General features: G+C 63.2%; 12 protein-coding genes and 1 pseudogene. 12 read left to right on the top strand and 1 reads right to left on the bottom strand.

Annotated features, from left to right (window positions below; translation table 11 throughout):
- Nucleotides 1-198: 198 nt before the first annotated feature.
- The 12 genes and pseudogenes from mcpP to ABNP31_RS11935 all read left to right on the top strand — a co-directional run.
- A pseudogene (gene mcpP, locus ABNP31_RS26215) lies at nucleotides 199-912 on the top strand (methyl-accepting chemotaxis protein McpP); the annotation flags it as partial.
- Nucleotides 913-1,098: 186 nt separating this feature from the next.
- On the top strand, nucleotides 1,099-1,833 hold the full coding sequence (locus ABNP31_RS26210; protein WP_410902999.1) for a methyl-accepting chemotaxis protein: 735 nt from the start codon (nucleotides 1,099-1,101) through the stop codon (nucleotides 1,831-1,833).
- Between the two features lie 195 nt (nucleotides 1,834-2,028).
- Nucleotides 2,029-2,595: a nicotinamide riboside transporter PnuC gene (pnuC, locus tag ABNP31_RS11980; RefSeq protein WP_025339412.1), complete on the top strand. Its 567-nt coding sequence runs from the start codon at nucleotides 2,029-2,031 to the stop codon at nucleotides 2,593-2,595.
- Nucleotides 2,592-3,161, top strand: a complete 570-nt coding sequence (locus tag ABNP31_RS11975) for an AAA family ATPase (protein ID WP_350013351.1) — start codon at nucleotides 2,592-2,594, stop codon at nucleotides 3,159-3,161. Before pnuC ends, ABNP31_RS11975 begins: the two co-directional genes overlap by 4 nt.
- A gap of 298 nt (nucleotides 3,162-3,459) precedes the next feature.
- Entirely contained in the window at nucleotides 3,460-3,894 is a 435-nt protein-coding gene (locus ABNP31_RS11970; RefSeq protein WP_085663687.1) for a hypothetical protein, read from the top strand.
- A gap of 1 nt (nucleotide 3,895) precedes the next feature.
- Complete coding sequence (locus tag ABNP31_RS11965) at nucleotides 3,896-4,474, top strand: adhesin (RefSeq protein ID WP_075045393.1); 579 nt, start codon at nucleotides 3,896-3,898, stop codon at nucleotides 4,472-4,474.
- Between the two features lie 48 nt (nucleotides 4,475-4,522).
- Nucleotides 4,523-6,070, top strand: coding sequence for a heme utilization protein (locus ABNP31_RS11960; RefSeq protein ID WP_085591258.1), 1,548 nt, complete (start codon nucleotides 4,523-4,525; stop codon nucleotides 6,068-6,070).
- Nucleotides 6,071-6,132: 62 nt separating this feature from the next.
- Nucleotides 6,133-6,813, top strand: a complete 681-nt coding sequence (locus tag ABNP31_RS11955) for a C39 family peptidase (RefSeq protein WP_085591260.1) — start codon at nucleotides 6,133-6,135, stop codon at nucleotides 6,811-6,813.
- A 46-nt stretch (nucleotides 6,814-6,859) separates the two neighbouring features.
- Nucleotides 6,860-7,612 carry a hypothetical protein gene (locus tag ABNP31_RS11950; protein ID WP_085663689.1) on the top strand — a complete coding sequence of 251 codons (753 nt, stop codon included), beginning with the start codon at nucleotides 6,860-6,862 and terminating at the stop codon, nucleotides 7,610-7,612.
- 46 nt (nucleotides 7,613-7,658) lie between these two features.
- The gene (locus ABNP31_RS11945) at nucleotides 7,659-8,939 is read left to right on the top strand and encodes a hypothetical protein (RefSeq protein ID WP_085663690.1); all 1,281 of its coding nucleotides are present in this window, start codon (nucleotides 7,659-7,661) and stop codon (nucleotides 8,937-8,939) included.
- Nucleotides 8,940-9,075: 136 nt separating this feature from the next.
- Nucleotides 9,076-11,277, top strand: coding sequence for an LTA synthase family protein (locus ABNP31_RS11940; protein ID WP_238066161.1), 2,202 nt, complete (start codon nucleotides 9,076-9,078; stop codon nucleotides 11,275-11,277).
- A gap of 93 nt (nucleotides 11,278-11,370) precedes the next feature.
- On the top strand, nucleotides 11,371-12,099 hold the full coding sequence (locus ABNP31_RS11935) for a DUF899 domain-containing protein (protein ID WP_085663692.1): 729 nt from the start codon (nucleotides 11,371-11,373) through the stop codon (nucleotides 12,097-12,099).
- Nucleotides 12,100-12,419: 320 nt separating this feature from the next.
- On the opposite strand, the gene ureG is transcribed toward ABNP31_RS11935, so the two are convergent.
- Nucleotides 12,420-13,043 (bottom strand): urease accessory protein UreG, encoded by a 624-nt coding sequence (gene ureG, locus ABNP31_RS11930; RefSeq protein ID WP_010953755.1) that lies wholly within the window; start codon nucleotides 13,041-13,043, stop codon nucleotides 12,420-12,422.
- Nucleotides 13,044-13,049: the final 6 nt, after the last annotated feature.

Genomic DNA, 13,049 nt, shown 5'->3' with positions numbered 1-13,049 from the left:
ATGCCAGTAGAAAAGTTCACGCCGCCTAAAGGTTTCATCTTGCGCGGCCGAAATCCTAGCAGAGCGCGTTTGCAATCGCCTTGTACAAACTGCTGCAGACTATTGGATGGATAGCACTTAGCCATTAGTCGAGTGGGGGCGTGGCGCAAAGCATGCTTGGATGCGCCTGAATAAAAAGAACAATGCGGGAGCTGTGGTATGAAAACCCTGAGATCGATGTCTATCAGCCGCCGTCTGTGGCTGATCCTTTTGGTGGCGGTGGCCATGCTGGTGGTATTGGGCCTGCTGATGCTGCGCCAGATCCACGGTGACCTGTACCAGGCCAAAGCGGAAAAGACCCGCCACGTGGTACAGACCGCAGCCGGTGTGCTGGCCTATTACCAAGGCCTGGAAGCAGCCGGCACACTCAGCCGCGAAGCGGCCCAGCAACAGGCGCTGCAAGTGGTACGCGCGCTGCGCTACGACCAGAACGACTACTTCTGGATCAACGACCTGGGGCCGAAGATGATCATGCATCCGGCCAACCCCAAGCTCGACGGCCAGGACCTGTCGGCCATCCGTGACCCCGACGGCTTTGCCGTGTTCAACGAGATGGTCGCCCTGGCCCGGCAGCAGGACGCCGGGCCGGTCAACTACCGCTGGCCCAAGCCCGGTGCCAGCGAGCCGGTGGCCAAGACGTCCTACATCCAGCTGTTCAAGCCCTGGGGCTGGATCATCGGCTCAGGCGTGTATGTCGACGATGTGCAGGCCGAATTCGCTCGCCAGTTGCGTGACGCCTCGCTGGTAGGCGTGGCCATTGCCCTGCTGATGGCGCTGGTGGTCATGCTGATTGCCCGCAGCATCGCCCGCCCGCTGCAGGAAGCGGTGCAGGCCATGGGCAACATCGCCAGCGGCGAAAGCGACCTGACCCGGCGCCTGGACACTCACGGCCGTGACGAAATCACCCACCTGGGCGAACACTTCAACCGCTTCAACGGCAAGCTGCAAGGCGTGGTCGGCCAGTTGCAAGGGGCGGCCCATGCCCTGGCCCGGTCCGCCGGGCATGTCGGCGACAATGCCGGTGCCGCGCAACAGCACAGCGCCCAGCAATCGCTGCAGATGGACCAGGTGGCCACTGCGGTCAACGAAGTGACCTACGCCGTGCAGGACGTGGCCAAGACCGCCGAACAGGCCGCTGGCGAAATGCGCACCGCGCAACAGCAGGTAGCACACGGCCAGGAGGCCATTCACGGCAGCCTGGCGCAGATCGACCGGCTGTCGCTGACCATCGACCAGGCCGTGCAGGTGATCCGCGACCTGGCCGGGCACAGCACGCGCATCGGTGGTGTGCTGGACGTGATCCGCTCCATCGCAGAACAGACCAACCTGCTGGCGCTGAACGCAGCCATCGAGGCGGCGCGGGCCGGCGAGCAAGGCCGCGGCTTTGCCGTGGTCGCCGACGAGGTGCGCCTGCTGGCCCAGCGCACGGCGCAGTCGACGGCCGAGATCCATACCATGATCGAGCACCTGCAAAGCCAGTCGGACGCTGCGGTCAAGGCCATCGACACCAGCAGCGAGGCCTCGCGCCAGACCGTCGAGCAGGCCCGCGAGGCCGGTGCCAGCCTGGATGCCATCAACCAGTCGCTGAACAACCTCACTGCGTTGAATGCCTCCATTGCCAGCGCCACCTTGCAACAGTCACACGTGGTCGAAGAGATCAACCGCAACGTGCTGGATACTGCCGGGTTGTCCCAGCAGACCGCCGATGCGGCGCGGCAGTCCAGCGATGCCGGGATGGCGCTGGGGCAGCTGAGCGAAGAGCTGGAGCAGTTGTTGCGGCAGTTCCGGGTGTAAGGTTGAGAATGCCGGGGGCGCTTTGCGCCCCTTTCGCGACACAAGGCCGCTCCTACAGACGATCGCGTCCCCCTGTAGGAGCGGCCTTGTGTCGCGATGGGCTGCAAAGCAGCCCCAAAGGCCCCAACGCCCTACACCTTCCCCGGCCGACCCGCTACAATCGCGCCCCTCCCCCGCAGTCTCCAAGGATCGCCGATGTCCGGCCTTGAACTCATCGCCGCCGTCCTCGGCGTCACCGCTGTCTGGCTCACGGTCAAGCAGAACGCCTGGTGCTGGCCGATCGGCCTGGTCATGGTGCTGATCTATGGCTGGCTGTTCTACGAGGTGAAGCTGTACTCGGGCATGCTGCTGCAAGTGGCCTATGCCATCCTGCAGGTCTACGGCTGGTGGCAATGGAAGCGCCCGGGCCATGCTGAAGACGCCCGCCAGGTCACCCGCCTGCAGCGCCCGGCATTGCTCGCCGGCCTGGCCGGCGGGGTGCTGCTGAGCGCCGCCCTGGGCGCGGCGATGGCCACCTGGACCGACGCCGCCCTGCCCTGGCTGGACGCTACCCTGACCGGCTTCAGCCTGGTGGCACAACTGTGGATGGCGCAGAAGCGCCTGCAGTGCTGGCCGCTGTGGGTGGTGGTAGACATCATCTACGTGGGCCAGTACCTGCACCAGCAGCTGTACTTCACCGCAGGCTTCTTCGCCGTGCTCACCCTGATTGCCGTGCGTGGCTGGCTGGAATGGCGCCGTGACCCGGCGTTGGTGCAGCCATGAGCGTGGCACAATCCATGAAAGTACTGGTGCTGTGCGGCCCGGAATCCAGCGGCAAGAGCTGGCTCAGCGGGGTGATCCAGGCGCATTTCGGCGGCGTGGTGGTGGCCGAATACGTGCGCCACTTCATCGACCAGGAATGCCGCGACACCTGCTATGCCGACATCCCTGCCATCGCCCGCGGCCAGCTGGCCTGGGAAGACCACGCACGCGAGCAGGCACCGCCGCTGCTGATTCTCGACACCCATCTGCTCAGTAACATGCTCTGGAGCCACGCCCTGTTCGGCGACTGCCCGGCCTGGCTGGAGCAGGCGCTGCTGGCACGGCATTACCACCTGCACCTGCTGCTGAGCCCGCAAGGCGTGGATTGGGTTGCCGATGGCCAGCGCAGCCAGCCCGAACTGCGCGACCGCCAGCGCTTTTTCGACGACAGCCTGCACTGGCTGCAACGGCATGACCAGGCGTACAAAATAATTGAGGGCAATTGGCCGCAACGCCAGTTGCTGGCACTACAAACAGTGGCTAGGTTCATTGGTAGCGATGCGCCATCCTGCCCCACCGAGTGTTAATCCACCGACACACCCCTGTGGGGCGAAGCCCCTGAAAACATGGGGTTTTGCTGGGCGTCGAAGGTAGTGTCAAGGCGCTGAAACACTCCTGCAAAAACCCTTCCAATCAAGGCCAACACTGGCTTTGCCTGCACCGCCAGCGGCTGCCTGTTTCAATCCTGAGACAAAATACGCCGCAGCTTGTCATGGTACTCACCTTAAGCTTTTGATCTGAAAACGCTTCTCAAAAGCGGCACACCTTCTGCTGCCTGGTTCGCATCGCTGAACAGGGCCAGCGCTCATTGAAGGAGTTGCCGTCGTGAGGAAAACTGACAAACGCCTCTATCACCTGTTGCTGATGGGATGTGTGCTGGGCTCGTTGGGCCTGACGGCCCAGGCCGACAACGGCATCATCGTGATAACCCGTGACGTGCAGACACGCAACGCCGTTGTCCCGCCGTTACGACCCGACCCCAACCCCACCACCGTCAATGCCAACCCTTCCGCCCACATCCTCAAGCAAACCAACGAACTGAGTGATGGCGACTTCGCCAACATCAGCAGCGGTGCAGGTATCAGTACCCTGATTACCCAGCAGACCAACAACCTGGGCGGCAACCTCAACAACCAGTCCCAGCTGCCCAACCTGGCCGGTGGCCGCGGCACGGGCTCGGGCAATGGCATCTCGAACATGGTCAATTCGAGCTTGCAGCGCGGCCTGGCGCCGCTGCAGATCCTGACCGGAGGCAAGTGAGATGAAGCACACGCTGCTGATCCTGATCACGCTGTGCAGTACATCGACCTTCGCGCAATCCCCGGTTCCCGTGATCAACAACGCCGATATCGACAATTCGGGCAGCCGTTACCAGGGCAACCTGTCGGTCAATCAAGCGGCCGGTGACCAACAGCAACAGGCCAACGCGCGCGCCTTCGCCGTTGGGCCCGAGGCCAGCGCCACCACGCAGATCCGCCAGCGCCTGAACACCCCTGCAGACCCCGCAATGAACGCACGCTCGACCATACAGGGCGACGCCTTCAGCAACGGTAGCGGCGCCCTCGGGATCAACCAGAGCGCCGGCGCCAACACCCAGCAAGCGAACGCACTGAGCATCAGTATCGGTGCCCAGCCGCAAAGCATCGACGACAGCGTCCTCATGCAGCAGAACGTGGCGCTGCTCAACAACTCCGGTCCGATTGACACTTCAACTGGCCATCGCCAGGTCACCACCAGTGACCAGGCCTTCACCGGTAGCCGTGGAGTGATTCAGTTGAACCAGAGTGCCGGGGTGGGAAACCGCATGGCCAACACCCTGAGCATCCGGGTCGCGGATTGACCCTGCCAGTCAAGAACGACACTTAACCTAATCGTACGGAGAATCACCATGAAACCCTCGATGGCAATCAAGCCTCTGGTTTTCGCAATTGCTGCGGTCATGGCTGTTGCTGTACAAGCTGATCAGAACGACCGGCGTGGCGGGCACCACAATGGTCACCACAACAACGGGCAGCACACGCCTCCTCCCACCAGGATCCCTGTGTTTGCCACCGCCAACGCCATGGACAGCCAGCGCAGCACCGGCAACACCATCACCAACCAAGGCACCATCAACGAAGCCGAGATGAGCAGCTCGGCTTCGGGTGCCAGCGGCAACGTAGGTGTCAACGTGGCGGCCGGTAACGGCAACCAGCAGGACAATGCTGCGGCCATTGCCAACGCATCGTCCGAATCCAGCCTGGACAACAGCTTCGTGTTCGGCTCCGCCGAAGCCACCGCTGACGTTAGCCAGTTCAGCAACAACAACCGTGTCGACAACTGGTCCACCCAGAACTCGGCAGTCATGACCGGCTCGGCCGATGGTGCAGAGGGTAACGTCGGCGTCAACATCGCTGGCGGCGACCTGAACCAGCAGAAGAACACCATGGCCATCGCCAACACCGGAGCCCCACTGGGCAACGCCACCGCCACCGCCTCTGCCGACCAGAACGGCCCAGGCCTGACGGTGAACAACGGCGCCGACCGCACCTACCGGGTGGATACACTGACCATCACCACCACCAAGAGCGGTTCCAGCTCGCGTGAGGGCACGTTCAACTCGACCGACGACCGCAGCTCGTCCTCGAGCTTCAGCGTGGCCGGCTCGCAAAGTGCCAGTTCCAGTGGTTCCAATGGCTGGACCTCCAGTGGTTCGAGCAGCATGAATGCCAGTGGCTCGAAGACCTCCAGTGCCAGCGGGTCGAACAGCTCCAGTGCCAGTGGTTCCAATAGCTCCAGTGCCAGCGGCTCCAACAGCTGGAATGCCAGTGGCTCGGTTGGCGCCACTGCCAGTTCGTCCAGCAGCTCCAGCCTGAGTGCCACCCTGGCAGCTGCAGCCGATGCCAGCCGTACCGTGACCACCGATGACGGCCGTCGCGAACGCACCCGCACCGACAGCTTCGATGCATCGCTCAACGCATCGCTCAATGTCGATGTAGACCGCACACGTGACAGCTCGTACGACGCGTCGTTCGAGAAAGCGTTCGACTCGTCATTCGACAAGTCGAACGAGTCTTCCTTCGACCGCAACCACGAATCGTCGTACGACAAGACTCGCGCATCGGCCTACGAGAAGTCTCGCGACTCCTCGTATGAGAAGGCTCACGAGTCGACCTATGCCAACGCATCGGAATCGGCGTTTGAAAAGTCTGGCGAGAAATCGTCTCAATCGTCGAACGACGTGTCGAAGAGCTACAGCGAAAGCAGTGCCTACGACTTGAGCAATACCGTGTCCTTCCAAGTGCTGACCCCGACCGGCTGGGCCAACCCTGTTACCAACACTGCAACCCTTAGCGGTTCGGTGAACGGTGGCAGCGGCAACCTGGGCGTGAACGTGGCAGCCGGTGTGGGCAACCAGCAGAGCAACTCGCTGGCCATCTCCAACACCTCGTTCTGATCGCTGCGCTTGAGGCCCCCTTCGGGGGGCCTTTCTTCAACAGAACCGGAAGGCATCCGATCATGCGCATCATTGCCCTGGCGTTTTTGCTGTGCCTGGCCAGCGTGAGCGAAGCTGCACAAATGCCGCTGTCCGTCCTCCCGGGCGGCGCCGTGGTGTTCAAGCCCATCCAGAGCGTACGCGAGCGCAAGTTCGCCGACCTGGTGCAACAGAAGACCGACTTCAGCTGCGGCGCCGCCGCGCTGGCCACCATCCTGCGCCAGGCCTACTGGCTGGACGTGGACGAACAACAGATCATCGAAGGCATGCTGGCCCACGCCGACCAGGACCTGGTGCGCACGCAAGGCTTCTCGATGCTCGACATGAAACGCTACGTGGAAAGCCTGGGGATGCGTGCCCGCGGCTACCGGGTGGCGCCCGAGACCCTGCACAGCGTGCGCATTCCGGTCGTGGTGCTGATGGACGTGCGCGGCTACAAGCACTTCGTGGTCATGCAGAAGGTAGACAAGGGCTGGGTGTACATCGGTGACCCGGTACTGGGCCACAAGCGCTACAGGGTCGACGACTTTCTCAAGGGCTGGAACGGCATCATCTTCGCCGTGATCGGCCAGGGCTACGACAAGAACAACATCCTGCTCGACCCGCCCCTGCCCCTGACCGCCAAGGGCCGGGTGAACAACTTCACCCCGGTGCAGGATGCAGAGCTGCTGGACTTCGGGTTCATCAAAAGCGACTTCTTCTAACGACTCTTGCAACGACAAGGAGCACGAGGCTCCGGGGAGCACCCCAATGAAGAATGCATTCTGGCTTGCAATCGCATGCCTGACCGTCAGCCTTCCTACCCAGGCCGAAACCTTCAAGCCCATCGAGCTGAAGGACCATGAGCTGGCGACCTTGCGTGGCCGCTACGTGATGCCGGGGCGGATCGTGAGTTTCGGCATTGTCATGTCCAGCACCTGGCAGAATGCCAAAGGGGACGTGATCGGCGCGACGAGCACGATGCAGATTCAGCAGTCGACCATCAAACCGCAATTCTACGTGTCGTTGATCGACGAAAGCGGCACTGGCACAGCGTCAGCTGGAGCCACGGCACCGGGCACCGGTACCGTTACAGGCGGCGCCGGCCTCAACACCACAGAGGGTGTTACCCAGGTGGTACGCGCAGCTGGCGACAACAATACCGCCTACAACAATGTCGCCATCAATGTTTCCAAGGCCGACCAGGCGCCTACCGCGCAGCCACAGGGCCAGGCACTGGCCAACGGCCAGACACTGACAGGCGCAAACGGCGCAGGCGCGCTGAGTGTGTCCGCCAGCGGCGTAGGGGTGCAGTTCAATATCAGTGCCAGTAACAACCAGGGCAGCAGCGTGCAGCGCCTGGCGCAGGGTGGCCTGATGCAGAACTCGACGCTGCTGGGCAATGGCAACCGGGTCAATAACGTCACCACGCTCAATGTAGTGATGCGCGAAAGCGTGCCGACAGCCGCGTCGCTGAACGGTAGCCTCGATCAGCTCAAAGGTCTTCGCACATTTGGATACTGATCTACGCTCAGTCTCATCAAAAGTAGTCGGCAGGGACGGCAATTCCATGCACCGATCTTTATCGCTCAAAGCTTTTGTGTGTTTGACCACCTTGGCCCCGGCCACATTGCTTTACGCCGCAGCCGACCCTCAGGTCGAGGCTCTCAAGCAGGAACTGATGGAACTGAAACAACGCTACGAAGCCCAGCAGCAAGCACTGATGGTGCTGGAGCAGCGCGTGCGCCAGGTAGAAGAAACCCCGGCAGCCCCCCCACCCAAACGTCTGGTCAGGTCCCCGGCCGAAGGGGTCAAAGGTGCACAGACTGTGGCATCGGGTGCACCGGGCACCACCGGCAGCTCCTATGGCCAGGCGCTGACCGCCGACGCTGAACCGGCTCAGAGCGTGTCCAACCTGTACGATGAGGCCAGCGGCTTCTTCGGCGGCGGCAAGTTCAGCTTCGAGACCGGTGTCACCTATACCCACTACGATACCCGGGCGCTTGTGCTCAACGGCTTCCTGGCGCTGGACTCGATATTCCTCGGCAGTATCAACCTTGACCGGGTTAAGGCAGATAACTGGACCCTGGACATGACTGCCCGCTACAACCTCGCCCAGCGCTGGCAGTTCGACATCAACGTCCCGGTGGTGTACCGCGAATCCACCTACTCTTCCGGCGGTGCGGGCGGCGCCGGGGCAAGCACCTCGGACGAAACCGTAACCCGCGACCCGGAAATCGGCGACGTCAACGTCGGTGTCGCCTACAAGTTCCTCGACGAAGACGAGACCTGGCCTGACGCCGTCGCGACCTTGCGCATCAAGGCGCCGACCGGCAAAGACCCCTATGGCATAAAACTGCGCCAGGTAGAGGGCAACGACAACCTGTCAGTACCGGAAAGCCTGCCGACCGGCAACGGCGTCTGGTCGATCACGCCGGGCATCTCGCTGGTCAAGACCTTCGACCCCGCCGTGCTGTTCGGCAGCCTGTCCTACACCTACAACATGGAAGACTCGTTCAGCGACATCAGCCCACAGGTCAACAGCAAGGTGCCGGGCGATGTGAAGCTGGGCGACTCGTGGCAGATCGGCGGCGGTATCGCCTTTGCCCTGAACGAGAAGATGAGCATGTCGTTCTCGGTGTCCGACCAGTTCGCCCGCAAGAGCAAGATAAAACCGGATGGCGGCGACTGGCAGTCGATCTCCAACAGCGACTACAACGCGGCCAACTTCAACATCGGCATGACCTTCGCCGCCACCGACAACCTGACCATCGTGCCCAACCTGGCCATTGGTCTGACCGATGACGCGCCGGACTTTTCCTTCAGCCTGAAATTCCCCTACTACTTCTGATACTTGCCATCGGCCGGGCTCGCGCGAACGGGCCCGGCTTTTGGTTACCAGCCTTGTCCCGGACCGCCTTCCCTGCCACGGCCTGTTATCATCAAGCACAGTTGCATGACGATTTAATGGCAAAAGGGATGTTTTTGTGAAGAACCTGTCAGACCACCCACGTACCCGGCTTGTCGCCCTGGCGACCCTGGTACTGGTGATCCCACTGGGTACGCGCGCCATGCTGGGCTGGTCCAACCCACTCGGTTACCTGTCCGACCTCGCCCTCGGCAGCTTGCTGGTCTTGCTGCTGCACCGTCGGCCGTGGTGGCTGGCGTTCCCCGTATTGCTGGCCTGGGCGGCCCTCTGGGTGGCTTCGGCTGAACTGGTGAGCGCGGTGGGCCGGTTGCCCACCAGCGCCGACCTGACGTACCTGCTCGACCCGCAGTTCATGGAAAACTCGACCGGTGGCGGCCTGGCCCATGCCTGGCTGCCGTGGGCCATGGGCGCCGGCCTGCTGGCCTGGCTGGCCAGCGCCTGGCGCAGCCGCACCCAACCCAGCCAGCCGCTGCCACGCACGGCCTGGGCCATTCCGCTGCTACTGTTCGGCGCCCATTGGGGCAGCCAGCAACTGGTACCTTCCGACGCCGACCAATGGCGGCAATACAACCTCACCCATCAGCTGCTGTCGGCCGGGGCCGGCAACCTGCAGCGCCAGGTCGAAGGCTGGATGGGCCGTACGCAAACCTTCACCCCTCTGGCCAGCACCGGCCTGACCCAGTCCGACCTGCATGGCCAGCGCCTGCTCGCCGGGCCAGGCAACGCCCGCAACCTGCTGGTCATCACCGTGGAAGGCATCCCCGGGGCCTACCTGCGGCCCAACCGCCAGGCCCTGCACAGCCGCTTCGACGAAGAGCTGATGCCCAAACTCAGCCAGTGGGCCGAGCGCGGCATGAACACCCCGGACTACGTGCTGCATACCCATCAGACCATCCGTGGCCTGTACGCAATGCTGTGCGGTGACTACGACAAGCTGGCCAACGGCACGCCCAAGGGCGTGGAACTGCTGACCCAGAACGAACGCAACCAGGCCTGCCTGCCGGCGCAGTTGCGCCAGGCCGGCTTCACCACCCACTACCTGCAGGGCGCCGGCCTGCGCTTCATGGCCAAGGACCGCATCATGCCGCACATCGGCTTTGACGCGGTGCACGGCCAGGAGTGGTTCCGCAACAGGAACTACCTGGACTTCCCCTGGGGCAAAGATGACCGCGCCTTCTTCGAGGGTGCGCTGGATTACGTCGGCCAGCTGCAAAAGCAGGACAAGCCATGGATGCTGACCCTGCTCACCGTGGGCACCCACCAGCCCTACTCGGCACCGGCCGAGTACCTGGAGCGCTACGACACGCCGAAACAGGCGGCAGTCGCCTACCTGGACGACGCACTCGGTGCATTCCTCGACAACCTCGAACGCCAGGGCGTGCTCAAGGACACCCTGGTGGTGGTGACTTCCGACGAGTCCCACGGCATCGACGGTGTGCGCCTGGCCTCGTCCTGGGGCTTCAACCTCACCCTGGCGCCGGAGCAGGCGCAGTTGCCACGGATCAAGCGCGGTACCTATGGCCATATCGACCTGGCCACCTCCCTGCTCGACTACTTGGCCCTGCCCATCCCCATGGCGCTCGGCGGTCGCTCGCTGTACCGCGACTACGACAGCGGTCGCGAGATGATCTCCTACACCAACGGCATGCTGCGTTATCACGACGGCCAGGGTGTGTTCACCGAATGCGACTTCCAGCAGCGCTGCCGGCGTTACGCCAGCGAGGGCTTCATCGCCGACCAGGCACGTTACCTTGGCCCGGGCGACAGCCTGCTCGGCCAGCAGATCGGTGCCCTCGCCGGGGTGCTCGACCAGTCCCTGCTGCAGACACCACTCAACCTGCGTTACCAGTTCGGCGGCCCATCGCCGATCCAGCTGCGCAAGCGCATCAAAGATGACTGGGCCGACAACCTGATCGGCGCCCAGTACCTGGAAATGCCCGAGGGTTCGCATACCCGCGTACGGGTCAAGGTACGTTCGCTGGACCCCAAGCGCGCAGCCTATATCCAGCTCAAGGCCAAGCAGCTGGAGCAAGACGTACCGCTGGGCTTGCCTGACGAAGTGAAAGTCACCGCCGACGAGCCGCTGGAGATGGAGTTCAGCTTCGACAACCCGACCGCGCGCAAAGCGTTTTCCTTCCATTTGCTGGGCTATGGCGGTGGCCAGGTGGAAGTCAGCGACTTCAGCGTGATCACCGCGCTGCCTGGGGAAGATGAAGCAGCGGATGAACTGACCGAAGGGCATATCGCCCATTCGGGCTGAGCAATACCACTCATCGCCCGGCCGCCGCGGCCTGTCGATTCGACCCGCCCGTGCTCGACTAGTGTGTGAATCCCCCAATGTGGAGACAGCACCATGAGCACGAGCGAAAGCAGGCACCCGGTGGTTTCGCGCAGCCAGTGGCTGGTGGCCCGCCGGCAACTGTGGCTGCACGAAAAGGCCTTCACCCACCACCGCGACGCGCTGTCCGCAGCCCGTCGCGCCCTGCCCTGGGTCAAGGTGGAGCACGACTATCGCTTCGAGGGGCCGGACGGCGAACTGAGCCTGGCCGACCTGTTCGCGGGCCGCAGCCAGTTGCTGGTTTACCACTTCATGTTCGCCGAGGGCTGGAGCGAAGGCTGCCACGGCTGCTCGTTCCTGGCCGACCACTTTGACGGCGCCAACCTGCACCTGGCGCATCACGACGTGTCGCTGGTGGCGGTGTCGCGGGCACCGTATGCCGAGTTCCAGGCCTTCCGCCGGCGCATGGGCTGGCAGTTCCCCTGGTATTCGTCACATGGCAGCGGGTTCAACGAGGACTTTGGCGTCAGCGTTGGCAGCGAGGGCCAGCGGCAGTACAACTATGAGCCATACGAGGGCGATGAAAGCGAGCTTCCCGGGCTGAGTGCGTTCTATCGCGAGCCGGATGGCAGCGTGTACCACACCTATTCGACCTATGCCCGCGGGCTGGACATCCTGGTCAACACCTACAACTTCCTCGACATTGCGCCACTGGGGCGCAATGAGGCCGGGACCATGGACTGGGTGCGGCACCATGACCGTTATGAAGGGCAGCCGGACAAGCCCAGCTGCTGCCATAAGTGATACTCAGCCCGTACGCGGTCGTTGTAGGAGCGGCCTTGTGTCGCGAAAGGACCGCAAAGCGGCCCCAGGATATTCAGCGTCGACGCACAAATTGCCGGGGCTGCCTTGCAGCCCTTTCGCGACACAAGGCCGCTCCTACAAAAGCCCGCGCAAACCTGCAGTCACTCAGCCACGCCACTGGGGCGCGCTGCCACAAATAACGTGAGGCAACACATTTCCCTTGTGGGAGCGGGCATGCCCGCGAACACCGGCAAAGCCGGTGCCAAGCACCGCGTCGCCTGTTTCGCGGGCGCGCCCGCTCCCACGGGGGCCGTGATATGTCACCCGCGCACGCCCAGCATCCCGCGCTCGACGATGAAGTCGATCACCGCCTGCAGCCCCTCGCCCTTCTTCAGGTTGCTGAAGGTCCATGGCCGCTGCGGGCGCATGCGCTGGGTATCGCGCTCCATCACTTCCAGCGAAGCCCCCACATAGGGCGCCAGGTCGGTCTTGTTGATCACCAGGAAATCCGACTTGGTAATCCCCGGCCCACCCTTGCGCGGGATCTTCTCGCCTTCGGCCACGTCGATCACGTAGATGGTCAGGTCGGCCAGCTCCGGGCTGAAAGTGGCACTCAGGTTGTCACCGCCGCTTTCGACGAAGATCACCTCGAGGTTGCCAAACTTGCGCGCCAGGGCTTCGACTGCCGCCAGGTTCATCGAGGCGTCCTCACGTATCGCCGTGTGCGGGCAGCCGCCGGTTTCCACACCGACGATGCGCTCCGGCTCAAGGGCCCCGGCTTCGGTGAGGATACGCTGGTCCTCCTTGGTGTAGATGTCGTTGGTGACCACTGCGATCTGGTAGTGGTCGCGCATGGCCTTGCACAAGGCTTCGAGCAGCGCCGTCTTGCCGGAGCCGACCGGGCCGCCGACACCGACGCGCAGGGGTTGTTGATAGCTTTGCATGCAGGC

It is taken from the genome of Pseudomonas asiatica (assembly GCF_040214835.1).
Lineage (GTDB): Bacteria > Pseudomonadota > Gammaproteobacteria > Pseudomonadales > Pseudomonadaceae > Aquipseudomonas > Aquipseudomonas putida_Z.
Note: the sequence above shows the minus strand (reverse complement) of the source record. Positions and strands in the feature narration are given on the sequence as shown.

What these genes read in the sequence shown, in the direction of transcription:
- ABNP31_RS26210 (WP_410902999.1), top strand. Translation starts at nt 1,099, where the DNA reads ATGGACCAGGTGGCCACTGCGGTCAACGAAGTGACCTACGCCGTGCAG.
- pnuC (WP_025339412.1), top strand. Translation starts at nt 2,029, where the DNA reads ATGTCCGGCCTTGAACTCATCGCCGCCGTCCTCGGCGTCACCGCTGTC.
- ABNP31_RS11975 (WP_350013351.1), top strand. Translation starts at nt 2,592, where the DNA reads ATGAGCGTGGCACAATCCATGAAAGTACTGGTGCTGTGCGGCCCGGAA.
- ABNP31_RS11965 (WP_075045393.1), top strand. Translation starts at nt 3,896, where the DNA reads ATGAAGCACACGCTGCTGATCCTGATCACGCTGTGCAGTACATCGACC.
- ABNP31_RS11960 (WP_085591258.1), top strand. Translation starts at nt 4,523, where the DNA reads ATGAAACCCTCGATGGCAATCAAGCCTCTGGTTTTCGCAATTGCTGCG.
- ABNP31_RS11955 (WP_085591260.1), top strand. Translation starts at nt 6,133, where the DNA reads ATGCGCATCATTGCCCTGGCGTTTTTGCTGTGCCTGGCCAGCGTGAGC.
- ABNP31_RS11950 (WP_085663689.1), top strand. Translation starts at nt 6,860, where the DNA reads ATGAAGAATGCATTCTGGCTTGCAATCGCATGCCTGACCGTCAGCCTT.
- ABNP31_RS11945 (WP_085663690.1), top strand. Translation starts at nt 7,659, where the DNA reads ATGCACCGATCTTTATCGCTCAAAGCTTTTGTGTGTTTGACCACCTTG.
- ABNP31_RS11935 (WP_085663692.1), top strand. Translation starts at nt 11,371, where the DNA reads ATGAGCACGAGCGAAAGCAGGCACCCGGTGGTTTCGCGCAGCCAGTGG.
- ureG (WP_010953755.1), bottom strand. Translation starts at nt 13,043, where the DNA reads ATGCAAAGCTATCAACAACCCCTGCGCGTCGGTGTCGGCGGCCCGGTC.